The following is a 23,605-nucleotide window of genomic DNA, read 5'->3' on the forward strand; positions in this document are numbered from 1 at the left end:
GTTCGGGCCGAAGGTAAAGAGCGAGTGCCGGGCGGGCAATAACGAACTATTGCGAATTCTTGCGGAATCTCACCCCCGCATGACCGCCCGCACAACGCGCGTCGTCGCGATCGCGTCCGGATCCCCTCGCCGCCCGATGCGGTGCGGCCGGGCGCCGCGGAGCTAATGCATAATCCCGCGCCGCCGCCAATGGGAGAAAGTCGCCAGATGTCGCACAGTTCGATGCAGCCGCGCCGCCCGATGCACCGGTTCGCGCGCGCCGCTGCGCTGGCGATCGTATTGCTGGTCGCATCCCTGCCGTCCTTCGCCACCGAATGGACGTACCACGTGCGCCCCGGCGACAACCTGTGGGACCTCGCCGCGCGTTACCTGCGCAGCGACGTCGACTGGCGACGCCTGCAAAGCCACAACGGCGTGGCCGATCCGTACACGCTGCCGCCGGGAACGCGCATCCGCGTGCCGGTGGCCTGGCTGCGCGAACAGCCCGAAAGCGCGCGCGTGGCCTTCGTGCGCGGCGCGGTGAAGCTCTCCGCCGGCGCCGGCATGCCCGAAACCGCCGCGACGCAGGACCAGCGCATCGGCATCGGCGGCTGGATCGCGACCGACGCCAACGCGAGCGCGACCGTCGAATTCGCCGACGGCTCGCGGGTGATGCTCTCCCCCGGCACGCGCATCGAATTCGACCGGCTGGTGCGTTACGGCCGCACCGGAATGGTCGACACGCGCATGCGCGTGCAGCAGGGCCGCGCGACGCATCGCGTCGAGAAGCAGCGTGGCGCCGCCGCGCATTACGACGTCGGCGCGCCGTCGGCCACCTCGAGCGTGCGCGGCACGCGGTTCCGCACCAGCGTGGACGAGGGCCGCGAAACCACCGAGGTACTCGAAGGCCGCGTCGCCGTCGACGGTTCCCACGGCGACGCCGATCTGGAAGCCGGCTTCGGCAGCCGCAACGACGGCCGCGTCCGCGCGCGCGCACTGCTGCCCGCGCCAACGCTCGACGAAGGCGCGACCAAGGTCGATGCGCTGCCGCTCTCGCTCGCGTGGGCGCCGGTGCAAGGCGCGTCCGCGTACCAGGTCGACGTGGTCGATGCCGGCTCGCCGGACGTGCAGCACGCCGAAACCACCGTCGCGGCGTCGCCCGCGCGCATCGACGCGCTGCCCGCCGGACGTTACCTGCTGCGCGTGCGCGCGCTCGATGCCGAAGGCATCGCCGGTCGCGACGCGGTGCACGCGATCGACATTCCCGCCGGCCCCGCGCCGCCGCTGACGCTGCGTCCGGCCGACGGTGAAGTCGTGTTCCAGCCCAGGCCGCGCTTCGAATGGGCGCGCAGCGAAGGCGCGGTGCGCGCGCACGTGCAGATCGCGCGCGATGCCGGCATGGCCGACCGCGTCGCCGAACTGCGCAGCGACGACCTGCGCACGCGCGCCGCCGATGCGCTGGTGCCGGGCCGTTACTGGTGGCGCGTGGCCGCAGAGGACGCGGACGGACAGATCGGCCTGTTCGGCGAAGCGTTGCCGTTCGAGATCGCCGATCCGCCGGCCGACCCCGGACTCTCCGAGCCGTCCACCGACGACGGCCGCCTGGTGATCCGCTGGCGCGCGTTCCGCGATGCGCCGCGCTATCGCGTCGAACTCTCGCGCAAGGCCGACTTCAGCGACGTGCGGGTGAACGAGGTCGTGGCCACGCCCGAACTGCGCGTCGCGCGGCCGGGCGGCGGTCGCTGGTACGTGCGCGTGCATGCGTTCGACCAGGCGGGCGACGAGATGCGGATCGGCGGCGTGCAGGAAATCCGCCTGCCCTGCCGCCTGTGCTACGTCGCCGGCGGCGCCGGCGCGGCGCTGGTGCTGCTCCTGCTATGACCCGCCTGCCGCTGAGCATGTCGCGCCGCACCCTGCTGACGCTGGTCGCCGGCGTGCTCGCGGCCGTGCTCGCGTATGGCGGCGTGCTGCAGCGGCTGGACACCGCGCTGTACGACGCGCACATGGCCGACTGGACCGCCGAACCCGACGGCCGCACGCTCATCGTCGCCATCGACGAGCGCAGCCTGGCCGCGCTCGGCCAGTGGCCATGGCCGCGCGACGTGCACGCGCGCCTGGTCGACCGCCTGCGCGAAAGCGGTGCGCGTGCGGTCGCGCTCGACCTCGTGCTGTCCGAGCCCGATCGCGCCGGCGCGGCGAACGACGTCGCGCTCGCCGACGCGATGCGTCGCCACGGCGGCGTCGTGCTGCCGGTGGCGCCGTCGGCGTCGGAATCGAACGGCCCCACCGAGGAACTGCTGCCGACGCCGGTCATCGCCGCGGCAGCCGCCGGTTACGGCCACACCGACCTGCCCGGCGACGCCGACGGACGCATGCGCGACCTCGTGTCGCGCGCGGGGCTGGGGGACGCGCATTGGCCGTCGCTGCCGGAAGCGCTGCTCGGCGTGGGGCGTGGTGCACCTTCGCAACACGCGTCGACCGTGCCTTCGGCGACACCGTTCGACTGGGTGCGCAGCGGGCGCGTGCGCCTGCGGTTCGCCGGGCCGGACGGCACGTATCCGCGCGTGTCGTATTCGGATGTGCTGGATGGAACCGTTCCGGCGCATGCGCTGCGCGATCGCTGGATCATCGTCGGCGCGACTGCGCCCGGCCTCGCCGCGCCGCTGCTCACGCCGACCTACGGCAGCGGCCGGATGACCGGCGCGGAGTTCCTCGCCAACGCGTTCGACACGCTGCGCCATGGCAACGCGACGCGCGATGCCTCGCCGGCGTGGCATGCCTTGTCGGCGTCGTGCATCGCCGCGCTGCTCGCGTGGCTCGGACTGGGCGGCAGCATGCGCCGCGCGGTGCTGCTACTGCTGGTGCCGGCGGTGGCGGTGATCGCGCTGGCCGTCGCCGTGCTGCGCTTCACCCACGTGTGGTTCGGGCCGATGCCGGTGGTGTTCGTGCTGATCGCCACGGCGCTGCTCGCCGTCACCGCGCACCTTCGCCACTGGCGCCGGCAGGCGCACCTGGACACGCTGACCGGACTATCGAACCGCCGCGATTTCACCGCCTCGCTCGGCCGCGAACTCGCCGCCTGCGCGCGTGACGGCGAACCGCTGACCCTGGCGCTGATCGACGTCGACCACTTCAAGCTCTTCAACGACGCCGCCGGCCACACGCGCGGCGACCGGCTGCTGATGCGCGTGGCGGGCCTGCTCGAAGGCATGCTGCTGCGCCCGCGCGAGATGGCCGCGCGCCTGGGCGGCGACGAATTCGCGCTGGTCTTCCCCGAAACCGACGCCGCGCAGGCGCGCGAGCGCGTCGAGAAACTCCGCGTCCGCATGGCCGATCTCGCTCCGGTCTTCCAGACCGCCGGCCTGCGCGCGCCGACGCTGACGATTGGCCTGGCGACCAGCGACCCCGAAGCCCCGCTCACCGCCGACGCGCTGTTCGATCGCGCCGACGCGGCGCTGTACCTGGCGAAGGAGAACGGACGCAATCGCGTCGCGGCGGCGAGTGAGCTTGCGGCACGCGTGGGAGCGCAGGCGCCGGGGTGATGCGGTTCGCGCCTTCCGGATCGTCGAGCCGCGGGTCACCTCACCGCGCGGCGTCGCCGGATGCGGGCGCCTGCCCGCCTTCCGGCACGTACACCATCCGCCCGTCCGGCAGCCGGTAGGTCACGCCGGCGCGAATGCCGCCGCCCTCGCCGATCTCGCCGGTGGATTCGTAGCGCGTCAGCTCCTCGCCGTCCTTCACCACGATGCGCATGTCGGCCTCGCCCGGGTTCTCGACCACGACCACGTTGTCCTGCGAGAACGGATTGAGCGGGTTGCGCACGATCACGATCATCAGGATGCCGATCACCACCAGGAACAGGTCGATCAGGTTGACCACCGACAGGATTGGATCGTCGGCCTCGTCGTGTTCGAGGAAGCGCATCACGCCGCCTCCCGCATCGGCGCGGCGGCGGCCGTGGCGTGCGTGCGGTTGCGTTCGACCTCGCGCAGTTCCTGCAGCAGCCAGCGGCGCCGCACGGTCAGCACCAGGAAGCTCACGCTCGCGGCGACCAGCGCCAGGATCACCGCGGAGAACGCGACCACCAGGTTCTCGCCGACGGTGGCGGCGTCGCTGCGCGTGAGCGCCAGCAGCGCCGGGCCCATCGGGATCATGGTGGCCACCAGGCCGAGCATCGGCGCCGTGCGCGAGACGATCCGCAACCCCTCCAGGCGCTTCATGATCCACAGCTCCATGTCCTCGCTGTCCGCCCCACTGCGCGCCTGCCACGCCGCGAGCGCCGAGCGGTGCCGCCCGCGACCGCGCTGCCACGCTTCCATCGTGAACGCGCCCAGCACGACGAAGGCATAGACCAGCGACAGCAGGATCAACAACAGCACCGGCACCAGGAACAGGTGCGAGACGTCGTACAGCAGGGTTTCCAACGGGTTCATCGGGAAGGCTCCGGGGGGATCGAAACGTGGATCGGGCGGCGCTGTCGCCACGCGCCCAGGCCGAGGCAGGACGCGAGCAGCGCCAGGCCGAGCCATGAATGCCAGCGATCGGCGACGACGGGTTCGGCCTCGCCGACTTCGCGCAGCACGCGTCCGCGCACCTGCGGTGGCGCGGGTGTCGGTGACGGCGGCGCGACCGCGTCGGCGGTGCTCGCGGAAGTGGATGCGCTTTCGCCGCTGGCGTCGTTCGCCATCGTCGGAACGTCGACGGCAAGGCCGAAACCGGAACCCGCGCCCACGCGTGCGGCGGAATCGGGCGGCGGATGCGTCCGGGCATCGAGTTCGCGCATGCGCTGCCGCAGCTCCGCCCGCGTGCGCGCATCGGCGTGCCAGTGGCCGCGTTCGATCGCCTCGCGCATGCGCGCGATCATCTGCCGTTGCGCGGTCGGATTGGCGCGTTCGAACCATGCGTCGATGCCGAGCCGCCGCGTGTCGCGCACGTAGGTGTCGTGGATCGCCTGCCATTGCGCGTCGCGCACCATCGACGGGTCGGCGAGCTGCCAGCCGAACAGGTTGTTGACCGTGTCCAGCACCTGCAGGGTTCCGGCATAGCCTTCCTGCTGCATCGCGCGGATCCATTGCGGATTGAGCTGGCGGCTGCGCAGCTCGGCGGCGAGGAAGCCCTTCGCGCTGCTGGTGCGCGGTCGCTGCCCGCGCAGGTCCGAGACGTACAGCGCGGGACTGGCGCCATCCAGATGACGGACCGCCAGCGACAGGCCGCCGAGGTATTCGAACGGATGGTCGGTGGACAGCATGCCGTGCAGATTCGACGAACGCGCCAGCACCGCCGCCTGCACGCCGCGCAGCTGTTCGGCGAACAGGTTGCCCTGCCCCGGCTCCAGCGGCGTCCCCCATTCGCCCACGCCGTAGCCGTACTGCAGGCGCTGCAGGAAACCACGCGCGAGCGTCGCGTCATCCTTGTCGCCGCCTTCGGCGAGCACCGCGTCGGGCAGTGCGCTGCCGTATTCGCCAGGCGCGTTGCCGAACAGGCGAAGGCGCGCGAGTTGCCGCGCACGCGCCGCATCCACGCCGCGTTCGATCAGGGCACGTTCCACCGCGTCGCTGTTGCGCGCCACCGGATTGGTCTTCGCATCGTCCTGCGCCGCGAGGCGGTCGATCGCCTGCGCGAGCATCCGCATGAAGCCATCGAACTGGTCGCGATACACGCTGGTCACCTGCACGACGGCATCGATGCGCGGACGTCGCAGTTCGGCGTCGGGCACGATCTCCAGCGCGGCGACGCGTCCGCCTTCGTTCCACACCGGGCGCAGGCCGAGTGCGTGCAGCACCTGGCTTTCGAGCACGCCCAGGTGGCGGATCGCCTCCGACGACCACAGGCTGAAGGCGAGCTTCTCCGGCGTGCGTCCATCGTGTTCCTCGCGATAAGCGGCGAGCAGCTGCTCCAGCGCTTCGCCGCCGGCGTCGTACGCGGCTTTCGTGGGGATCCGGTCCGGCTCAAACGGGAACAGGTTGCGACCGCCGCGCACGTCCGGATTGCGCACCGGATCGCCGCCCGCACCGGGTCGCACGAAACCGCCCGCCAGGCCCATCAGCAGCGACTCGATCTCCTGCGTGTCGGCCAGCGCCGCATCGAGGTCCTTCGCCCGCCGCAGCAGCCCGCGCAATGCGTCGTCGCGCACGTCGTCCAGCGGCACGCCTTCGCGCAGGTGGCGATGCAGCACGCGATACGCGGGCGAGGTTTGCAGTCGGTTGAAATCGCCGGCGAACACCTCGTCCGGATCCAGCCCCAGTGCGCGGTAGTACGGCTCGCCCAGCTGCTGCATCACCGTCGCCAGCCGATGCGCGGGCGCGGCCGGTTCGCCGAAGGTGTGCAGGCCGAGCGGCATGGCGCTGCGCGCCAGTTCGTGCAGGTGATCGTGCAGCGCGTCGAAGAATCCGGCGAAATCCGCGCGCGCGGCATCGGCCTGCCAGCCCATGTCGTCCATCATCCCGGCGACTCGTGCGGCATCGAGGATCGCCTGCTGCGTGCGCGTGCGGACGCCGCCGTCTTCCAGCTGCTGGTATTCGTGCACCAGCGCGTGCAGGTCGCGCAGCTCGTCGTAGAGGCCCGCGGGCGCGAACGCCGGCGTCTGGTGGCTGATCGTCACCGCGCGCCCGCGCCGCTTGGCCTGCACCGCTTCGCCGACGTTGTCCTGGATGTAGGGATAGAAGACCGGCAGGTCGCCGAGCGTCAGGAACGGGAAATCGTTGATCCACAGCCCGCGATCCTTGCCCGGCGTCCATTCCTGCGTGCCGTGCGTGCCGAAGTGGATCAGCGCGTCGGCTCGGAAGCCCTCGCGCACGAACAGGTACGCGGCGAGATAGTAATGGCCCGGCAGCGAGGCCTGGTCGTGCGTGGCCTCGCCGATGCGTCCGGCGCGTGGCGGCTGCGGCATCACGATGAGGCGATCGAGCTGCATGCGCGGAATGACGAACATCGGTTCGCCATCGATGTCGCGCACGGCCGGATGCTCTTCCGGCGCACCCCAGCGCGCCAGCAGCGCATCGCGCCGCTGCGCCGGCAGGGCCTGCAACCATTGGCGGTAACGCGAGACCGGAAACGGCGCGGCAAGATCGCGACGCAGCAGTTCGTCGAGCGTCTCCGGCCGGTAAAGGCCGCCGAGCATCGCCTGCGCATCGGCGATCAGCCGCGCTTCGTCGGCGGGACGCACGCGATACCCGGCGCGCGCGAGTTCGTGCGTCAGGCGCTCCAGGCTGCGCGGCACGTTGAGGTGCGAGGCGGAGAGGTTCTTCTCCCCCGCCGGATAATTCCAGAACATCAGCGCCAGCGATTTGTGCGCGGCGGGCTTGCGTCGCAACGCGGACAGGCGCGCGAGCTTCGAGGCGAGCGCGTCGACCTGTTCCGCGATCGGCACCTGCTCGCCGCGTTCGACCGCGCCCAGCACCAGCGGATCGCTCATGCCCCAACCTTCGGGCACGGCCAGGAAGGTCGCCACCAGCGGCATCGCCACGCCCTGCGGCGCCGCGCGCCACGCTTCCGGCGGGCCCTGACGATGGTTGAGCGTCTGCAGCACCGGCACGCCGAGGCGCTCGAATTCCTCGCGCCGCGCTTCGCCGTTCTGCAGATGGGTGAAATTGACGATGGCGTCGATGCGCAGTCCACGCAGCGCGTTCTCGAGCCCGTGCGGATCGCCCGCGTCGAACCACACGCCCACCGCGTTCACCCCGTGCGCCTGGCTGCGCTCGATGGCGGCGTCCACCACCGCCGTCTGCATCGACGCGATGGCGCCCGGCGCGATCAGCATCGCCACCGTCGGCGCATCGGCGGCGATACCACGGCCGGCGCGCCAGTGCAGGTACTGCCCGGCATCGGCGAACGCGCCGGGCGCCCACGGGTGATGGAGGCCGGTCGACGCAAGCGCCTGCGGCGGCGGGATCGACGACGCGTCGGCGTTCGATCGCCATGCGGCGAGATGGTCGATCATGGCGCGGAAGTTCGCTTCGCCGCCGGCGGCGTAATAGCCGATCAGGCGTCGTGCGGTGTCTGCGCGCAGCGCGCCGAAGCGTGGCGCGCCACCGCCGACCTGCACCCATGGAACCTCCGCGCGATCGAGCGCGTCGCCGAGCGCCTCGCGTACCTGCTCCGCGTCGGACGGACGCGGCGTGTCGAGGATCGCCAGGTCGGTGTCGCGCAGCCATCGCGACGCCTCGCCATCCGCGCGTCCGATCGCGACGTGGCGGAACACGACGCCCTTGTCGCGTCCCCATGCGGACAGCCGCGCCGTCTTGCCGGGAAGCACGAAATCGTTGGCGATCACCGCCACGCGCAGTGGCGCGGCCGTCGCGGGACGTTCCTGCGCGAACGCCACCGGCGACAGCACCGACACCAGTGCCACGCCGAGCCACCCGAGCACCTTGCCGAGCCGACGCATCAGAAGCCCAGCGTCAGGCCGACGTTGTAGTATCGGCCGGTTTCCGGATACGGATACAGCGCCGAGCGTTCGTCGAGGCGTTCGTCGGCCAGGTTCTCGATGCTGGCGCGCACGCTCAGCCGCTCGCTGATGCGATAGCCGACATCGAGCGACCACAGCATGTACGCCGGCAGTCGCACCCGCTGCGTGCCCGACAGCTGCCACTGCGTGCCGACGTATTCCGAACGCAGCGCCGCGCGCAGCGCCGGCGTGGGCATCCATGCCAGCGTGGCGGCGCCGCTGTGCTGCGGCCGTTCGTTGAGCGGCAGGCCGGTGGTGCGGTCGCGTGCCTGCAGCCAGGTGTAGTTCGCATCGACCTGCAGTTGCGGGGACAGATCGAGCTGGCCGTTCAATTCCACGCCGCGCAGGCGCGCTTCGGCCACGTTGACGTAGTTGCGCACTTCCCGGCCGCGCACGCCGCAGGCGGAGACGCAGATCGTCTGGATCAGGTCCTCCAGCTCGTTGTGGAACGCGGTCGCGCCCAACGACCAGCCCGTGCCGTGGCGCGTCGCGCCCAGTTCGTACGAAGTCGCGGTCTCGGGTTTGAGGTCCGGGTTGCCGTAGATGGTGAAGCGTCCACCGCCGCCCACGGCCGAGTACTGCGGCGACAGCTGCTTCAGGGTCGGCGCCTTGAAACCGCTGCCCACGCCGCCCTTGAGCGTCCACGCCTCATGCGGATGCCACACGACGTACGCGCGTGGGCTGTGATGCCAGCCGAACTGCGGGTGATGGTCCGCGCGATCGCCCAGGACCAGCGACGCGTCCGGCGCGAGTTCGATCTCGTCCTGCACGAACAGGGCGCGCTGGATCGATGCGGCATGCGCGAGCGCGTTGACGGTGGCGTCGTCGAGTTCCTCGCGGCGCCACTCGCCGCCCACGCTGAGCCGATGGCGCAGCCCGAGCTGCGCGCTGACGTGGCCATCGACGATGTCCTCGCGCAACCGCTGCGGCCTCGTGGGCTCGCCACGCGAACGCGTGTTGTCGCGGTCGAGCGTGGACCGGTACGCACGCAGCACGCTGTCGCCCCACGCCCACGTGCCGCGATGGGTGAGCGAGGTCTGGCTGCGCTCGATGTGGTCGCGCGTCTCGTACACGTACGCGGGCCCGCCGGACTGCAACGCATCGCGCCAGCGTTCCTCGCGGCCTTCCAGGTGGGCGAGGTCGATGCGCTGCGCGTCGTCCGGCGTCCAGCTCAGCGTCAGGCTGCCGTTGTCGGCGTCGCGGCCTTCCTGTTCGGTCAGGCGATCGTCGGCCGGATCCACGCTCGCCTCCTTGCGCCGCGACTCGGCCTGGAAGCTCACGCCCAGCACGCCATCCACCAGCGGACCACCGGCGTACACGCCGGCCTGCCACGTGTCGCCGCCGAGATCGCCCGCGACACGACCGCCATTCACCGTCGCGCTGCCGAGCCAGTGGTCGGTCGCGCTGCGGGTGATGACGTTGACCACGCCGCCGAGCGCCTCGGAGCCGTAGAGCGAGGACATCGGTCCGCGCACGATTTCGATCCGTTCGATGGCTTCGGCCGGCATCCATCCCAGGTCGAAATCGGCGTGGGCGATCGCGTCGCTGGCCGCGTTGATGCGACGGCCATCGACCAGCACCAGCGTGTATTCGCTGTCCATGCCGCGGATGCGGATGCCGCGCCGGCCCAGGCCGATGCCGCCCACGGTCACGCCGGTGCTGCCGCGAACCGCATCGGACAGGTCCATCACCGGTCGCTGCTGCAGTTGTTCGCGGGTGACGACCGAGATCGACGCAGGCGCGTCGTCGAGCTGTCGTTCGGTGGCCGTGGCGGTCACCACCACGGCGGGAAGTTCGGAGGCGAAACCATTGGCGGCGGCAGCGCCGGGCATGGTCAGCGCGACGGTTAGCGCAGGACCGGTGAGACGAGTTGCGGACATCGGATTCCCCTTGTTTCGATATGTTATAACATATCAATTTACACAAGGATCAAGCCGATGAAACCCTCCGATGCGCGCTTCTTCGATGCCTCGGCGATCGGTCTGTCCGGTCTGTGCCTGCTGCATTGCCTCGCATTGCCGGTCGTGGCGGCATTCCTTCCGGCGCTGGCGTTCTGGCAGGCATCGGAATGGGTGCACGTGCTGTTCGTGATGCTCGCCGTGCCGCTGGCCGGCATCGCGTTGTGGCGGTCGCACCGGGTGAGCGCGTTGCCGAAAGCGCTATGGATGTTGAGCGCGGGCGGCGTCGCGGCCTTGGCGATGGGCGCGATCGGCTGGCCTTCGCATGCATGGGAAACCGCGATCACCGTGGCCGGCAGCGTGCTGCTCGCGAGCGCGCATGCGTGGAACTGGCGGCGACGTCACTCCCGCGCGAAATCCTGCGTCTAATAAGTGCCGCGGCGTCCGCGATTCAATCCAGATGCTCGATGCCCTCGGGCTCTCGCACCCACGCATGCCGTCGCACCCCGTACACCGATACGCGCGGCGGCGGGAAATCCGGATCGGCGAACGCGCCGACCGGAATCGTGACGAAGCCGGGAATCGCTTCCGGCCAGTAGAAGACCGTCGCGCCGCATTCCGGGCAGAAGTGGAAACGCGCCGTGGTGCCTTCGTCGCCGGTGCGCGCGTACCGCCTGCTCTCGCCCGATATCTCGACCGCATCGGCCGGAAACCGCGCCTGCACCGCGAACACGCTGCCGGTGCGCTTCTGGCACGCCAGGCAATGGCAGATCGAAACGCGGACGGGCTCGCCGTGGACGACGGCGGTGAGTTGTCCGCAATTGCATGAGGCGACGCGACGGGTCATGGCGCGGGTTCCTGCAGGATGCGCGTTCGTGCGAATCCGGGGCGGCCTTCGCGATGCCGACCTTACCACCGGCGTTCCGTTCCCTCACCTCGTGAGGCACCGCACGCGCTACGCTGACGCGCGATCCCACGCCCACGCCGCAACATGCCCACCCTTCCCCATGCCATCGTCGTCATCGGCGTCGCAGGCAGCGGCAAGACCACGCTCGCCAGCGGACTGGCGAGGCACTACGGCCACGTGTTCCTCGACGCCGACGACTTCCACTCCGCGCAGGCACGCGCGCAGATGGCGTCGGGCGTACCGCTGGACGACGCGCAACGCGAGCCCTGGGTCGCCGCGCTTGCACGCGAACTGCGGCGCCTGGCGTCGCTCGGGCAATCGTCGGTGCTGGCGTTCTCCGCCCTGCGCGCGGCGCACCGGCAGCGGTTGCGCGAAAGCGGCGTGCCGATGCGGTTCGTGTTCCTGCGCGTACCGGCGGCGTCGATCGCGACACGACTGGCCACGCGCCGCGATCACTACATGCCGGCAAGCCTGCTCGCGAGCCAGTTCGACGCGCTGGAGCCGCCGGTCGCGGAGCCGGACGTGATCACGATCGCCGTCGACGACGACGCACCGGCGCAGGTGCTCGAAACGGCGATCGCCGCGCTCGACGGGACGTGACGCAGCACGCGCCGATCCTTTCCCTCGCAACGTTCACGCACCACGCGCACCGCCCACGCTAGCGTCGTGGCGAACCAAGCATCCGGCGGGAACGTGCATGCAGACGACGTGGCAGGTGGCCTGATGACGGTCACCGTCGAACAGGGGATGTTCCTTGCGATCCTGGCCGCGACGCTCGCGCTGTTCATCAGCGAGAAGCTGCGCGTCGACCTGGTCGCGATGCTGGCCACCCTCGCGCTGGTACTGACGGGCCTGCTGGAGCCGCGCGAAGCGCTGTCGGGATTCTCCAGCGAACCGGCGATCATCGTGGCGGCGGTGTTCGTGCTGTCGGCGGGATTGTCGGCGACCGGCATCACCGAGCGCATCGGCGCCGCGATCGGGCGCGCCGCCGGCACCAGCGAGTGGCGGGCGATCGCCGTGCTGATGCCCGCCACCGCGTGCATGGCCGCGTTCTCGCACCATCTGATGGTCACGGCGATGATGCTGCCCATCGTGCTGCGCGTGGCGCGCGATTCCGGCATGGCGGCCTCGCGCCTGCTGATGCCGATGTCGCTGGCGGCCTCGCTCGGCACCACGCTCACGCTGATCAGCGCGCCGGCCTTCCTGCTCGCGGGCGACCTGTTGCGCCGCCACGGCGAACCGCCGCTGGACCTGTTCACCTTCACGCCCATCGGCGCGGTGCTGGTGGTGCTCGGCACGGTGTTCATGCTGCTCGGCCGCGGCCTGTTGCCGCGACGCCAGGGCGAAGCCGGCAACGATTACCTCAAGCTCGACCGCTACTACACCGAGCTGCTGGTCGACGAGGACTCGCCGTGGATCGGCAGGACCCTCGGCGAATTCCGCAGCCATTTCGCCAAGCGCCTGGAAACCGTGGACTGGCTGCGCCACGGCCAACGCCTGCCGAACCAGACCGAGGACCTGGAACTGCAAGGCGGCGACGTGCTGCTCGTGCGCGCCTCGCCCGAACAGATCGCCGCGCTCAAGGACGACGAACCCGGCCTGCTGCTGCACGCGGTGGTGCGTTATGGCGATGGCGATTCGAAGAAGGCGAAGGCGCGCCATCAGCTGGTGCAGGCGGTGGTCGCGCCGAACTCCGAGTTCATCGGCCACACCATCGCCTCGGTCGATTTCATCCGCGCCTATGGCGTGGTCGTGGTCGGGCTGTGGCGTCGCGACGGCTGGCTGCACGGCGAGCTGTCGGACATCGTGCTGCGCGAAGGCGACCTGATGGTGCTTTCCGGCGAACCCGAAGCGCTGTCGGAACTCGGCGGAACCCGCAATTTCCTGATGCTGATTCCGTTCCGCGCCGAATGGCATTCGCCGCGCCGCGCGCCGGTCGCGCTGGCGATCCTCGCCGCGACGCTCGTCGCCGCCGCCACCGAGATGCTGCCGCCGCAGATCGCCTTCCTCGCCGGCGCCGCGGCGATGGTGCTGACCGGCTGCACGAGCCTTGAGCGCGCCTATCGCGAGATCGACGTGCGCATCTTCGTGATGATCGCCGGCGTGATCCCGCTGGGCCTGGCGATGAGCAGGACCGGCACCGCGCAGATGCTCGCCAACCTGCTCTCCGGCTACGCGGGATCGCTGACGCCGTTCGTGTTGCTGGCGATCCTGTTCACGGCCGCGGCGCTGCTGACGCAGATCCTGTCCGATGCGGCGACGACGGTGCTGCTGGTGCCGATCGCGCTGGCGATGGCCGACAGCCTCGGGCTGCCCGCGCTGCCGATGGTGGTGTGCATCGCGATGGGCGCGGTCGCTTCGTTCCTGACGCCCATCGGCCATCACGGCAACCTGCTGATCCTCAATCCCGGCCAGTACCGTTTCGCCGATTTCCTGCGCGTCGGCATTCCGCTCACGATCCTGATCGGCGCGACGGTGGCCTACATGGCGCAGCGGTTGTGGATGTAGCGGCGCGAACACGGGGTTTCGCGATGGCATGCGCGATGTTCGCCAGCTTCGCGGCGTCCGCCGATGCACCGGACTGCACGATGCGTGTGCTCGAATCGCTGGGATGGCGGTTCGTTCCAACGGACGCAGCGGAGGTTTCGATCGAGCCCGGATCGCCCTGCGATCGCGCGGACCTGGCGCAGGCGCGGGCCGCGGGCGATCTGGTCGTGCGCGTGCCGCGCGCCCTCGATGCGGCGGCACGCGCGCGGTTGCACGACACGCTGCTCGGGCACCCGGCGACGCATTGCGCTTACGGCTTCCTGCTCGGCGACGCGACACGCCGCGCGGTCGACCGGTTGGCGGGCAATTCCGGATTCCGCTTTTCCGGCCTGCAGACCGGCTGGATCGGCTTCGGTCCGACCGGCGCCGCGCGCGACGGCTGGGAGCCCATCGCCTCGTTCGGTCGCGGCTACCGGCCGCGCGATTCGAACTGGCGCGCGATCGAAGGCTTCTACACCGGCCATGTGCGCGGCGAATGCGGCCTCGGACGGCAGATCGCGCAGTACGCCGCGCAGGCGGAACTCTATGGGCCGGCGGGCTTCGATGCCGCGTTCGACGCGGACGAGATCGTGATCGGCACCTTCACCCGGCTGCACGACACGCGCAGCCTCCTGCTCGGCGCCTCGGCCGGCGAGTTCACCCGCGACGGCCGCGCCGTCGCCGCGTCCCGCGCCGGGCGCCAGGCGTTCATGGGGCTGCCGGGCTTCGTCTTCCATGTGTTCGATCGCAGCAAACTCGACGACCTCAACAACCAGGCCGAGAACTTCGTCGTCTACGACGTGAGCGCGCCGGCCGCCGCCGCGTTGCGCGAACACGGCGGTTTCGAGCACTACAACGAACGCAACCGGGTTATCTGGACGCTGGCCAGATCGATGCCGGCGTATCGGCCGAAGCGCTATTTCCAGCGCCTGCTGCATGAGCGCGACGCCGACCTGCGCGCCTCCCTGCCGGCGCGGGCGCGCGAAACGCTGGCGCGGCTCGACGCGGAACTTGCCGATCCGTTCTATCGCGGCTTCCAGGTCTACGTGCACCGCCAGGGCGTGAAGCCGGTGGGCTTCCACATCGCGCGCCTGCTCGACCGCAATCCGCGCACGCCGTTCCGTATCGAACTGGCGCTGCACAACGTGCATACGACGTTGTTCGGGCGGTATGTGGAATACCGGCTGCGCGAGTGCCGGCAAGGCGATGCGCCCTTGTAGCCCGGGGGGTGACCTGCGCCATCACGCGAACCCGTTTATCCTCGGCACGTACCCTGGGGACGAGGGGTGGGCCGGCATGTCGTGGGTGCAGATCGCGTGGCCGATGCTTGCTGCCGCCAGCCTGACGCTCGGGCTGATCCATGCGTTGATCTGGGTCCGCCAGCGCGACATGCCGCAGCACCTGGCGTTCGCCTGCGCCGCGGCGGCGCTGGCGGTGCTCACCGTGCTGGAAATGCTCGCGCTGCACGCGCGCACGCCCGCGCAACTGGGCACGCTGATCCGCTGGATGCACCTGCCGCTGATGGTGCTGGTGCTGTCGCTGGTCGCCTTCGTCCGCCTGTCCTTCGGCGCGAAATACTTCGCGCTGGGCGTCTGCGCGGTCGCGCTGCGGCTGGTCGCGCTGTTCGCCAAATTCACCACGGGCGCGAACCTCAACTTCGCGGCGATCCACGAGGTCGGCCACGTGCGCTGGCCGGGCGGCATGGTCATCGCCTACCCGATCGGCGAGCCGAATCCATGGGTGATCCTGGCCCAGCTGAGCAACCTGGTGATCGCCGCCTACATGGTGATGGTCCTCGCGCACACGCTGCGCTCGCCGGATCCGCAACTGCGGCGCCACGCGGTGATCATCTGCGGCGGCTGGCTGCTGTTCGTCGGCCTGATGGTCACCGCCGCGGTGGTGATGACGCTCAACGTCGGCCGGACCCCGTTCATCGGTACGCCGAGCTTCGTCATCGTGATCGCGGCGATGAGCTACCAGCTCGGCACCAACCTGTTCGAATCCAACCGCCTCGCCGCGCGCCTGCGCGAAAGCGAGCTGGCGCGGCTGCAGGGCCAGCGCGACCTGGAAAGCGCGGCGGACACGGCGGGCCTGGGATTGTGGTCCTGGAACATCCCCGACGACCGCTTCGTCGGCTCGCCGCGCGCGCGCGAATGGTTCGGCGGGAAGGAACACGACGGCGAATGCGAGCTGGCGGGCGTGATGCGCCGCGTCCATCCCGGCGATCGCCCGCAGCTGCGCAAGGCGATCGAGGAGGCCTACCAGTGCGGCGCGTTCACCACCAGCTTCCGCCTGGTGAACGAAGGACCGGAGCACTGGCTGTCGGTGAAGGGCGAAATGGAATTCGACTCCGAAGGTCGTGGCCTGGCGATGCGCGGCATCGCGCGCGACGAAACCGACAGCCGGCTGTCCAGCGAACGCTTCCGCGCCCTGCTGGAAGCCGCGCCCAGCGCGATCCTGCTGATCGACGAAGCCGGCCGCATCCGCCTGCTCAACGCCGAGGTCGAACGCATGTTCGGCTACGCGCGCGGCGAACTGCTCGGCCGCGACATCGAACGCCTGTTGCCCGTCTCGATGCGCGCCGACCACGTGCGCCATCGCCAGCGCTACAGCCTCGGTCCGACCAAGCGCGTGATGGGCGACGGCCTGGAACTGCACGGCCTGCGCCAGGACGGCACCGAGTTCCCGATCGAAGTCGGCCTGAACCCGATCCGCTTCGGCGACCAGACCCTCACCCTCGCCGCCGTCACCGACACCTCCGAACGCCAGCGCCGCGAAGCCGAGCTCTCGCAGCGTCGCGACGAGGTCGCGCACCTCTCGCGCGTGACGATGCTGGGCGAGCTGTCCGGATCGCTCGCGCACGAACTCAACCAGCCGCTCGCGGCGATCCTCAGCAACGCGCAGGCGGCGCAGCGCATGCTGCTGCGCAATCCGGAGGACCTGTCGGAGATCGGCGAGATCCTGTCGGACATCGTCGACAACGACCGCCGCGCGGGCGACGTCATCCGCCGGCTTCGCACGCTGCTGCGCAAGGGGCCGCACGACCTGTCGCGGCTCGACGTCAACGAGACCGTGCGCGAATGCCTGCGCCTGCTGCGCAGCGACCTGCGCAATCGCGACGTGGTGGTGGTGCTGGACCTCGCGCCGGGCCTGCCGAGCGTGGAAGGCGACCAGGTGCAGCTGCAGCAGGTGCTGCTCAACCTGATCTTCAACGCCTGCGACGCGATGGCCTCGACGGAAGGCCGGCATATCACCGTGCACTCGCGGGGACGCCGCGACAGCGTGCGCATCACCGTGTCCGACGACGGCCCGGGGATTCCCGTCGGCATGCTCGACCGCATCTTCGAACCGTTCCAGACCAGCAAGCCGAACGGACTGGGCCTGGGGCTCGCGATCTGCCGCACGATCGTCGAATCGCATCATGGCCGGTTGTGGGCGGAGAACGGCGTCGGCAGGCGTGGGGCGGCCTTTCATGTGGAGTTGCCGACCGCGGACGTGCTTCGCAACAGGAACTAGAAGAAGCGAGGAGCGGGAAACGAGTGGATGCTCCGGGCCGCCACGACTCGTTTCCCGTTCCTGTCTGCTTGTTCCTGCCTGCTCGTTCCTGCCTACTCGTTCCTCGCCGTACTCGAGCGTTCCGCCAGCTGCACCAGCTCCACCACCGACCGCACGCCCAGCTTGTGCATCACGTGCGAGCGATGGACCTTGATCGTCTTCTCGACGATGCCCAGGTCCGCGGCGATCTGCTTGTTGAGCCGCCCGGCGAGCACGTGCCGCAGCACTTCGCGCTCGCGCGGGGTGAGCGCGGCGAAACGCATGGCGTTGCGGCATTGCTCCTCGGAACGCTCGCGCAGCAGGCGGTCGCGCTCGATGCCGCGACCGACGGCCTCGATCAGTTCGTCGGCTTCCACCGGTTTGGTGAGGAAATCGATCGCCCCGCCCTTCATCGCGCGCACCGAACTGTGCACGTCCCCGAAGCCGGTCAGGAAGATCACGGGACTGGCGATGCCGCGGCTTTCCAGCAACGCCTGCGTCTGCAGGCCGTCCATTTCCGGCATCGACAGGTCCAGCAGGATGCAGCCGGGAACGTCCGGATCGTAGCGTTCGAGGAATTCGCGCGTGCAGCGGCTGGCGACCACCTCCAGCCCCTCGATGCGCAGGATGCGACCCAGGGCCGCAAGCACCTCGGTATCGTCGTCGATGATGTGTACGACTGCGGACATGGCGGACACTCCCTCTGAGTGCAACCGGTAGCAGACGCATTACGGGCCGGATTATTCGGCGATCCGCACGCGTGCGTCCAGTGCCATCGGTCCCGCGAACGCGCGCGTGCCTGGCAAGAAACGTGCCGTCGCACCGGTTCCCCTACCTGCCCGAGCATGGGCCAAGGGCCAATTGAACGGGCATGCGCCTTGGCCTCTAGTGGCCGCATGGCCCATCGCCCGCTCACCATCGCCGTCGTGGACGACGAAGAGGATGTGCGCCACGCGCTGCACCGCCTCCTCCGTTCCGCGGGTTTCGAAGTGCTCGTGTACGCCACGGGCTCGGAATTCCTGCGCCACGCCCGCGAAAGCGCCCCGAACTGCGTGGTGCTCGACCTGCACATGGGCGGGCTGAACGGCTTCGACGTGCAGAACCAGCTGCACGAATGGGCGTTGCCGCTGCCGGTGGTGGTGCTCACCGGCAACGACACGGCCGAAGGCCGCAAGCGCGCGCTCGACAACGGCGCGAGGGCGTTCCTGAGCAAGCCGGTGGACGACGAGGCGCTGATCGGGGCGATCCTGGCCGCGGTGGCTTCGCCGGGGCCCGGCGCATGAGCGAGCAGGCAGAAGGCGCACGATCATGAGTCCAACCCACACTCCCTCGCGGAAAACACACGCGGCGCGGCGCTTCGGCCTCGGCCTGGCGCTGCTGCAGCCCTGCCTCGCACGCGCCTCGCTGCTGAGCGGCGAAGCGCTCGACACCGCCGCGAATGTCGTGGCGTGGCTGGCGATCATCATCGTGCCGGTGGTGCTGCTGGCGGTGTTCTGGATCGTGCACATCCTGCCCGAGCGCATCGCGGAGAAACGCCGCCATCCGCAGCTGGATGCGATCAAGACGCTGTGCCTGCTCTCGCTCGTCTTCGGCGGTCTGCTCTGGCCGCTCGCGTGGCTGTGGGCGTACACCAAGCCCGTGCTGCACAAGATGGCCTACGGCACCGACGTCGCCGACCACCACGGCCACGGCGGCGACGCGCTCACGCCGCTGCACGACGCCGAAGCCGCGCCGGAGCCGGAACCCGTCGCCGAACCGGCGACACGCGCCGCCGAATCGCATGCCGAAGTCGACGAACTGCGTCGCCGCATCCGCTCGCTGGAGATGGCGCTGGCCATGGGCGAACGGCCGGCCGTGCGCACCACGCCCGGGGGCGACGAGGAGTAGCCCATGGAAATCATCCTGCTGCTGATCTACTCGTTCTTCGTCTGGCTGATCTTCTTCAAGTTCAAATGGCTGCCGTGGAACTTCGTCTCGCAGATCATCGTGGTGTCGCTGCCGATCTTCGCGCTGACGGCGATGATCCTGATCCTCAACGTGGTGGCGCCCTCGTCCTCGGACGTACGCGTGATGAACTACGTCGTGCAGGTGGTGCCACGCGTGACCGGCCGCGTGATCGAGGTGCCGGTCGAGCCCAATCGCCCGGTGAAGAAGGGCGACGTGCTGTTCCGCATCGATCCGGTGCCGTACCAGCAGGAACTCTCCGCGCTGGAAGCGAAGCTGCCGGAGATGATGGCCAAGCTCGACAGCGCGCAGGCCTACCAGCGTGAGTTGAACGAACAGCTCAAGTCCGCGCGCTCCACGCGCGATGCGCTGTCCTCGCGCCTGGCGCTGGCGAACAAGCGCCAGCAGCAGACCGCCGAACTGGCGCAGACCGGCGCGGGTTCGAAATTCGACCAGGAACAGGCGCAAACCGAAGCGGCCAGCCTGCGCTCGGAACTGGCCTCCACCACCGCGCAGATGGCGCAGGTGCAGCAGAAGCTGTCGGCGCAGACGCGCGAGGGCCAGCTGTCGGAGATCGCCCAGGCGCACGCGGCGGTGGAACAGCTCAAGGCGCAGATCGTGCAGGCACGCTGGCAGCTGGAGCAGACCACCGTATACGCGCCGGCCGACGGCAGCGTGATCAACCTGCAGCTGCGCGAAGGCTCCTACGCCGCGAGCCTTCCGCTCACGCCGGTGATGAGCTTCGTCGAGAAGGAACAGTGGGTGATCGCGATGTTCGCGCAGAACGAACTCGCCAACGTCGCCTCGGGGAACGAGGCGGAAATCGCCCTGAAAACCTATCCGAACCGCATCATCAAGTGCGCGGTGGACTCGGTGGTGTGGGCCTCGGGCACCGGGCAGATGCCGATCAGCGGCATGGTGCCGCCCAGTGGCACGCAGCCGCCGCCGCTGGGCCGCATCGCCGTGCGCCTGCGTCCGACCGGCCGCGACGCCGATGTCTTCATCGCCATGGGCGCACAGGGCCAGGGCGCGATCTACACCGAGCACGGCAAGCTGCTGCACATCATCCGCAAGGTCATCCTGCGGGTGAGCAGCAAGCTCGACTGGCTCGTGCTCAAACTGCACTGAGGCACCGATGAGCGACCGCGCGGCCCGCAGGTTGGCGACGAAAACGGCGCTGGGCGCATGCCTGCTCGTCGTCGCGACCGGCTGCGCCGTGTTGCCCGAACCCACCGCCGACGAGGTCCAGCAACAGGCGCTGGGCTACACCACGATCCCGCCCAACTGGTCCGCGCAGGCCAGCGCCGCACGGGTGGACGAAGGCTGGCTGGCGAGCTTCAACGATCCCGCGCTCACGCGGATGGTGCACGAAGCGCTCGCGCACAACCCCGACCTGCTGATGGCCGCCGCGCGCGTCGAACAGGCCAACGCGCAGGTCGACCTGGCCGAAGCCAGGCTCAAGCCCGCGCTCGGATTGCTCGGCCGCGCCGGTTCCAAACCCATCGCCGACCTGGTCCCGCTGCTCAGCGGCGTGATGCTGCGCCTGAGCTGGGAAATCGACCTGTGGGGCCGCATGCGCTACGCGCGCAACGCCGCGCGCGCGGCGCGCGACGCGAGCAGCGCCGACTACCGCTACGCGCAGCAGTCGCTCGCGGCGAGCGTGGCGCGCGCGTGGTTCGTCGCCAACGAAACGCGCATGCAGATGCAGCTCGCCGCCGAGATGAGCGATGCCGGCACGCGGCTGGTCGAGCTGTCCGACCAGCGCCTGCGCGTGGGCGCCGGCACGCAGACCGACGTGATGATCGCGCGGACCAACCTTGCGACCTACCAGGACGCGCAGCAGCAGATCGAACTCGCGCACCGGCAGGCGCTGCGGGCGCTGGAGCTGCTGCTCGGACGTTATCCGGGCGCGACGCTCGAAATCGCCGGCACGCTCACGCCGTTCCCCGCGCCGGTGCCGGCGGGAATTCCCGCCGACGTGCTCGATCGCCGACCCGACCTGATCGCCGCGCAGCGCCGCGTGGCCGCCGCATTCGACCTGGTCGGCGAAGCCAGGGCCGCGATGCTGCCGACGCTGTCGCTGTCCGCCGGCTACGGGCGCATCAGCAACGAGGCGCTGGAAATCCGCGACGACCTGGAACAGACCACCTCCACCGTCGCCGCCACCGCCGTGGTGCCGATCTACAGCGGCGGCGCGCTCACCGGCCAGGTGCGGCTGCGCACCGCCGAGCAGAAGGAAGCCGTCGCCGATTACGCGCGCCGCGCGCTCAACGCGCTGGACGAAGTCGAGGACGCGCTCACCGCCGAACGCGTGCTGGCCGAACGCGAACGCATCCTCGGCGACGCGGCGCGCGCGAACCGCGACATCGTGCGCATGGAGGAATCCAGCTACCGCATCGGCCGCTCCGACCTGCGCGCGGTGAGCCAGCGCCAGCTCGCGACGTGGGCGGCGGAGATCGCGCTGCTCAGCGTGCAGCGCGAACGCCTGAGCCGCCGCGTCGATCTGCACCTCGCGCTCGGTGGCGATTTCGGCGCGCCTCAGCCGCCCGACGCCGGCGCCGCACCCGCCACCCAATGAGGCCGTGCCGATGAAATGGCTGCTCGTGCTCATGCCGCTGGCGATCGCACTGGAGCACTTCGCGCCGCAGCGGGCGCTGCTGATCTTCCTCGTCGCCGGCCTGGGCATCGTTCCCCTCGCCTCGCTGATGGCGCAGGCGACCGGCTCGCTCGCGGTGCGGCTGGGGCCCGGCATCGGCGGCCTGCTGAACGCGACCTTCGGCAACGCCGCCGAACTGATCATCGCGCTGGCTGCATTGCGCGAAGGCCTGCACGGCATGGTGAAGGCCTCCATCGCCGGCACCATCATCGGCAACATCCTGCTGGTGCTCGGCGTGGCGATGGTGCTCGGCGGCGCGCGCCACGGCGAACAGCGCTACGACGGACGCGCCGCGCGCACGCAGGCGACGATGCTGACGCTCGCGGTGATCGCGCTGATCATGCCGGCCGCGTACGGCGCGATCGTGCCCGACACACAGGAACAGCTGGACCCGATCAGCGCGTGGATCGCCATCGCCCTGCTGCTGGTCTACGTCGCGAACGTCGCCTACACGCTCATGGCCAGCCGCGCGGCGCGGGCGCGCAGGCCCGCGCAGGTCGACGAAGCCGCGGTCGCCGTGCACGACGCGCACCACGCGCCGGAATGGAGCCCGAAGAAGGCGGTGATCGTCCTCGCCGCGGTGAGCCTGGGCATCATCTGGCTCAGCGAGATCCTCGTCGGCGCGGTCGAACCGGCGAGCGAGGAACTTGGTTTGTCCGACGCCTTCACCGGCGTGTTCGTGCTCGCGGTGATCGGCGGCGCCGCCGAACAGGCGACCGCGATAGTCGCCGCGCGGCAGAACCGCATGGACCTGTCGATGTCCATCGCGCTGGGCGCGAGCGTGCAGCTCGCGCTGCTGGTCGCGCCGCTGCTCGTGCTGCTGAGCTACGTCATCGGTCCGCATCCGATGGGGCTGGTGTTCGGGCCGGGGCTGGTGCTGACGATCCTGTTCTCGGTGGTGATCACCGGGCAGATCGCCAGCGACGGCCGCACCGACTGGCTGCGCGGCGTGCAGCTGCTCGCGGTGTACCTGATTCTCGCCGCGGTGTTCTTCTACGTGCCGGACGTTTCGGGGGCGCGATGAACGACGCCGCGCCCGCGCCGCGCACATTGCTCGACCGGCACCGGTACGCGGTGCTGTTCTTCTCGCTGCTGCTCACCGTCGCGGTGGGGCCGCTGCTGGAAGCGGTGAATTTCGGCCGCACGGCGATGGAGGCGTTCCTCGCCATCAACCTGCTCGCGGCGGTCTTCCCCATCGTCGCGAAGGCCGAACGCCGCACCCTGTACGCGCTGATCGCACTGGCCGTGCTGCTGCGCTGGATCGCGCCGCGTGGCGCGCAGGCGCCGGCGATGTCGATCCTCGCGGCGCTGGCATGGGGCACGATCGCGCTGGTCGCCGCGTACCGCGCGGTGCGCCATTCGCTGTCGAGCGTGCGCATCGACGCCGAACGCGTGTACGCCGCGCTCAGCGCCTACCTGCTGATCGGCGTGTGCTGGGGGGTGGTCTACGCCGCCGTCGCGCGCGTGTCGCCCGGATCGCTGCTGTACGCCGGCGCGGTTCCGCCGACCGGCATCGGCATGGGCGATGCCATCTATTTCAGTTTCGTCACCCTCGCGACGCTGGGCTACGGCGACCTCACGCCGGCCACGCCCGCGATGCGCGGGCTGGCGGTCTTCGAAGCGGTGATCGGCCAGCTCTACCTGGCGCTGCTGGTGGCGCGACTGGTCGGGCTGCAGACCGCCGCGCATTCACGATGAACGCTGCCATCCCAAGG

The 23,605-nt window shown here is 70.1% G+C and carries 19 protein-coding genes; 13 read left to right on the plus strand and 6 right to left on the minus strand.

The features are described from left to right. Nucleotides 1-207: 207 nt before the first annotated feature. Both I4U41_RS00325 and I4U41_RS00330 read left to right on the plus strand, forming a co-directional pair. Nucleotides 208-1,860, plus strand: coding sequence for a FecR family protein (locus I4U41_RS00325; protein ID WP_206858421.1), 1,653 nt, complete (start codon nt 208-210; stop codon nt 1,858-1,860). Then, a complete protein-coding gene (locus I4U41_RS00330) occupies nt 1,857-3,521 on the plus strand; it encodes a CHASE2 domain-containing protein (RefSeq protein ID WP_206858435.1) in 1,665 nt (554 codons plus the stop codon). The genes I4U41_RS00325 and I4U41_RS00330 overlap by 4 nt, the downstream gene beginning before the upstream one ends. A 40-nt stretch (nt 3,522-3,561) precedes the next feature. Here the strand turns inward: I4U41_RS00330 and I4U41_RS00335 are convergent, their stop codons facing one another. The 4 genes from I4U41_RS00335 to I4U41_RS00350 are packed head-to-tail and all read right to left on the minus strand — an operon-like array spanning nt 3,562 to nt 10,305. Continuing rightward, a complete protein-coding gene (locus I4U41_RS00335) occupies nt 3,562-3,903 on the minus strand; it encodes a DUF2149 domain-containing protein (protein ID WP_206858438.1) in 342 nt (113 codons plus the stop codon). Beyond that, complete coding sequence (locus I4U41_RS00340; RefSeq protein ID WP_206858448.1) at nt 3,903-4,412, minus strand: MotA/TolQ/ExbB proton channel family protein; 510 nt, start codon at nt 4,410-4,412, stop codon at nt 3,903-3,905. The genes I4U41_RS00335 and I4U41_RS00340 overlap by 1 nt, the downstream gene beginning before the upstream one ends. Continuing rightward, complete coding sequence (gene cobN, locus I4U41_RS00345; RefSeq protein ID WP_206858451.1) at nt 4,409-8,365, minus strand: cobaltochelatase subunit CobN; 3,957 nt, start codon at nt 8,363-8,365, stop codon at nt 4,409-4,411. The genes I4U41_RS00340 and cobN overlap by 4 nt, the downstream gene beginning before the upstream one ends. Continuing rightward, nucleotides 8,365-10,305, minus strand: a complete 1,941-nt coding sequence (locus tag I4U41_RS00350) for a TonB-dependent receptor domain-containing protein (RefSeq protein ID WP_206858460.1) — start codon at nt 10,303-10,305, stop codon at nt 8,365-8,367. Before I4U41_RS00350 ends, cobN begins: the two co-directional genes overlap by 1 nt. Nucleotides 10,306-10,362: 57 nt before the next feature. Between I4U41_RS00350 and I4U41_RS00355 the strand changes: the two genes are divergently transcribed. Then, nucleotides 10,363-10,752: a MerC domain-containing protein gene (locus I4U41_RS00355; RefSeq protein ID WP_206858463.1), complete on the plus strand. Its 390-nt coding sequence runs from the start codon at nt 10,363-10,365 to the stop codon at nt 10,750-10,752. Nucleotides 10,753-10,774: 22 nt separating this feature from the next. Here the strand turns inward: I4U41_RS00355 and I4U41_RS00360 are convergent, their stop codons facing one another. Continuing rightward, nucleotides 10,775-11,170 carry a GFA family protein gene (locus I4U41_RS00360; protein ID WP_206858465.1) on the minus strand — a complete coding sequence of 132 codons (396 nt, stop codon included), beginning with the start codon at nt 11,168-11,170 and terminating at the stop codon, nt 10,775-10,777. A gap of 144 nt (nt 11,171-11,314) precedes the next feature. On the opposite strand from I4U41_RS00360, the gene I4U41_RS00365 reads away from it, so the two are divergent. The 4 genes from I4U41_RS00365 (at nt 11,315) to I4U41_RS00380 (ending at nt 17,272) form a co-directional block, all read left to right on the plus strand. Continuing rightward, entirely contained in the window at nt 11,315-11,830 is a 516-nt protein-coding gene (locus I4U41_RS00365) for a gluconokinase (protein WP_206858467.1), read from the plus strand. A gap of 123 nt (nt 11,831-11,953) precedes the next feature. Continuing rightward, on the plus strand, nt 11,954-13,738 hold the full coding sequence (locus tag I4U41_RS00370) for an SLC13 family permease (protein WP_206858479.1): 1,785 nt from the start codon (nt 11,954-11,956) through the stop codon (nt 13,736-13,738). Nucleotides 13,739-13,773: 35 nt separating this feature from the next. Next, nucleotides 13,774-14,976 (plus strand): hypothetical protein, encoded by a 1,203-nt coding sequence (locus I4U41_RS00375; RefSeq protein WP_206858481.1) that lies wholly within the window; start codon nt 13,774-13,776, stop codon nt 14,974-14,976. 76 nt (nt 14,977-15,052) lie between these two features. Next, nucleotides 15,053-17,272: a sensor histidine kinase gene (locus I4U41_RS00380; RefSeq protein ID WP_206858483.1), complete on the plus strand. Its 2,220-nt coding sequence runs from the start codon at nt 15,053-15,055 to the stop codon at nt 17,270-17,272. A 92-nt stretch (nt 17,273-17,364) separates the two neighbouring features. On the opposite strand, the gene I4U41_RS00385 is transcribed toward I4U41_RS00380, so the two are convergent. Next, on the minus strand, nt 17,365-17,979 hold the full coding sequence (locus I4U41_RS00385; RefSeq protein ID WP_206858485.1) for a response regulator transcription factor: 615 nt from the start codon (nt 17,977-17,979) through the stop codon (nt 17,365-17,367). Between the two features lie 207 nt (nt 17,980-18,186). Here I4U41_RS00385 and I4U41_RS00390 point away from each other — a divergent pair, with 207 nt between their 5' ends. Genes I4U41_RS00390 through I4U41_RS00415 form a run of 6 tightly spaced genes read left to right on the plus strand, consistent with a single transcriptional unit; the run spans nt 18,187 to nt 23,588 of the window. Further along, nucleotides 18,187-18,573, plus strand: a complete 387-nt coding sequence (locus I4U41_RS00390; RefSeq protein WP_206858488.1) for a response regulator transcription factor — start codon at nt 18,187-18,189, stop codon at nt 18,571-18,573. Between the two features lie 25 nt (nt 18,574-18,598). Then, the gene (locus tag I4U41_RS00395) at nt 18,599-19,177 is read left to right on the plus strand and encodes a DUF3302 domain-containing protein (protein ID WP_206858490.1); all 579 of its coding nucleotides are present in this window, start codon (nt 18,599-18,601) and stop codon (nt 19,175-19,177) included. Between the two features lie 3 nt (nt 19,178-19,180). Then, nucleotides 19,181-20,362: an HlyD family secretion protein gene (locus I4U41_RS00400; RefSeq protein ID WP_206858493.1), complete on the plus strand. Its 1,182-nt coding sequence runs from the start codon at nt 19,181-19,183 to the stop codon at nt 20,360-20,362. 7 nt (nt 20,363-20,369) lie between these two features. Beyond that, a complete protein-coding gene (locus I4U41_RS00405; RefSeq protein WP_206858494.1) occupies nt 20,370-21,812 on the plus strand; it encodes an efflux transporter outer membrane subunit in 1,443 nt (480 codons plus the stop codon). A gap of 10 nt (nt 21,813-21,822) precedes the next feature. Next, nucleotides 21,823-22,914 carry a calcium/proton exchanger gene (gene cax / locus I4U41_RS00410; RefSeq protein WP_206858503.1) on the plus strand — a complete coding sequence of 364 codons (1,092 nt, stop codon included), beginning with the start codon at nt 21,823-21,825 and terminating at the stop codon, nt 22,912-22,914. Continuing rightward, complete coding sequence (locus I4U41_RS00415; RefSeq protein WP_206858506.1) at nt 22,911-23,588, plus strand: potassium channel family protein; 678 nt, start codon at nt 22,911-22,913, stop codon at nt 23,586-23,588. The genes cax and I4U41_RS00415 overlap by 4 nt, the downstream gene beginning before the upstream one ends. The last annotated feature ends 17 nt before the right edge of the window (nt 23,589-23,605 follow it).

Origin of the sequence: Lysobacter changpingensis (genome assembly GCF_017308985.1) — a bacterium.
In the GTDB taxonomy this organism is placed as follows: Bacteria; Pseudomonadota; Gammaproteobacteria; order Xanthomonadales; family Xanthomonadaceae; genus Lysobacter_J; species Lysobacter_J changpingensis.

Bases quoted from the DNA above. Each gene is read 5' to 3' on its own strand.
- I4U41_RS00325 (WP_206858421.1), top strand. From the start codon at position 208: ATGTCGCACAGTTCGATGCAGCCGCGCCGCCCGATGCACCGGTTCGCG.
- I4U41_RS00330 (WP_206858435.1), top strand. From the start codon at position 1,857: ATGACCCGCCTGCCGCTGAGCATGTCGCGCCGCACCCTGCTGACGCTG.
- I4U41_RS00335 (WP_206858438.1), bottom strand. From the start codon at position 3,903: ATGCGCTTCCTCGAACACGACGAGGCCGACGATCCAATCCTGTCGGTG.
- I4U41_RS00340 (WP_206858448.1), bottom strand. From the start codon at position 4,412: ATGAACCCGTTGGAAACCCTGCTGTACGACGTCTCGCACCTGTTCCTG.
- cobN (WP_206858451.1), bottom strand. From the start codon at position 8,365: ATGCGTCGGCTCGGCAAGGTGCTCGGGTGGCTCGGCGTGGCACTGGTG.
- I4U41_RS00350 (WP_206858460.1), bottom strand. From the start codon at position 10,305: ATGTCCGCAACTCGTCTCACCGGTCCTGCGCTAACCGTCGCGCTGACC.
- I4U41_RS00355 (WP_206858463.1), top strand. From the start codon at position 10,363: ATGAAACCCTCCGATGCGCGCTTCTTCGATGCCTCGGCGATCGGTCTG.
- I4U41_RS00360 (WP_206858465.1), bottom strand. From the start codon at position 11,170: ATGACCCGTCGCGTCGCCTCATGCAATTGCGGACAACTCACCGCCGTC.
- I4U41_RS00365 (WP_206858467.1), top strand. From the start codon at position 11,315: ATGCCCACCCTTCCCCATGCCATCGTCGTCATCGGCGTCGCAGGCAGC.
- I4U41_RS00370 (WP_206858479.1), top strand. From the start codon at position 11,954: ATGACGGTCACCGTCGAACAGGGGATGTTCCTTGCGATCCTGGCCGCG.
- I4U41_RS00375 (WP_206858481.1), top strand. From the start codon at position 13,774: ATGTTCGCCAGCTTCGCGGCGTCCGCCGATGCACCGGACTGCACGATG.
- I4U41_RS00380 (WP_206858483.1), top strand. From the start codon at position 15,053: ATGTCGTGGGTGCAGATCGCGTGGCCGATGCTTGCTGCCGCCAGCCTG.
- I4U41_RS00385 (WP_206858485.1), bottom strand. From the start codon at position 17,979: ATGTCCGCAGTCGTACACATCATCGACGACGATACCGAGGTGCTTGCG.
- I4U41_RS00390 (WP_206858488.1), top strand. From the start codon at position 18,187: ATGGCCCATCGCCCGCTCACCATCGCCGTCGTGGACGACGAAGAGGAT.
- I4U41_RS00395 (WP_206858490.1), top strand. From the start codon at position 18,599: ATGAGTCCAACCCACACTCCCTCGCGGAAAACACACGCGGCGCGGCGC.
- I4U41_RS00400 (WP_206858493.1), top strand. From the start codon at position 19,181: ATGGAAATCATCCTGCTGCTGATCTACTCGTTCTTCGTCTGGCTGATC.
- I4U41_RS00405 (WP_206858494.1), top strand. From the start codon at position 20,370: ATGAGCGACCGCGCGGCCCGCAGGTTGGCGACGAAAACGGCGCTGGGC.
- cax (WP_206858503.1), top strand. From the start codon at position 21,823: ATGAAATGGCTGCTCGTGCTCATGCCGCTGGCGATCGCACTGGAGCAC.
- I4U41_RS00415 (WP_206858506.1), top strand. From the start codon at position 22,911: ATGAACGACGCCGCGCCCGCGCCGCGCACATTGCTCGACCGGCACCGG.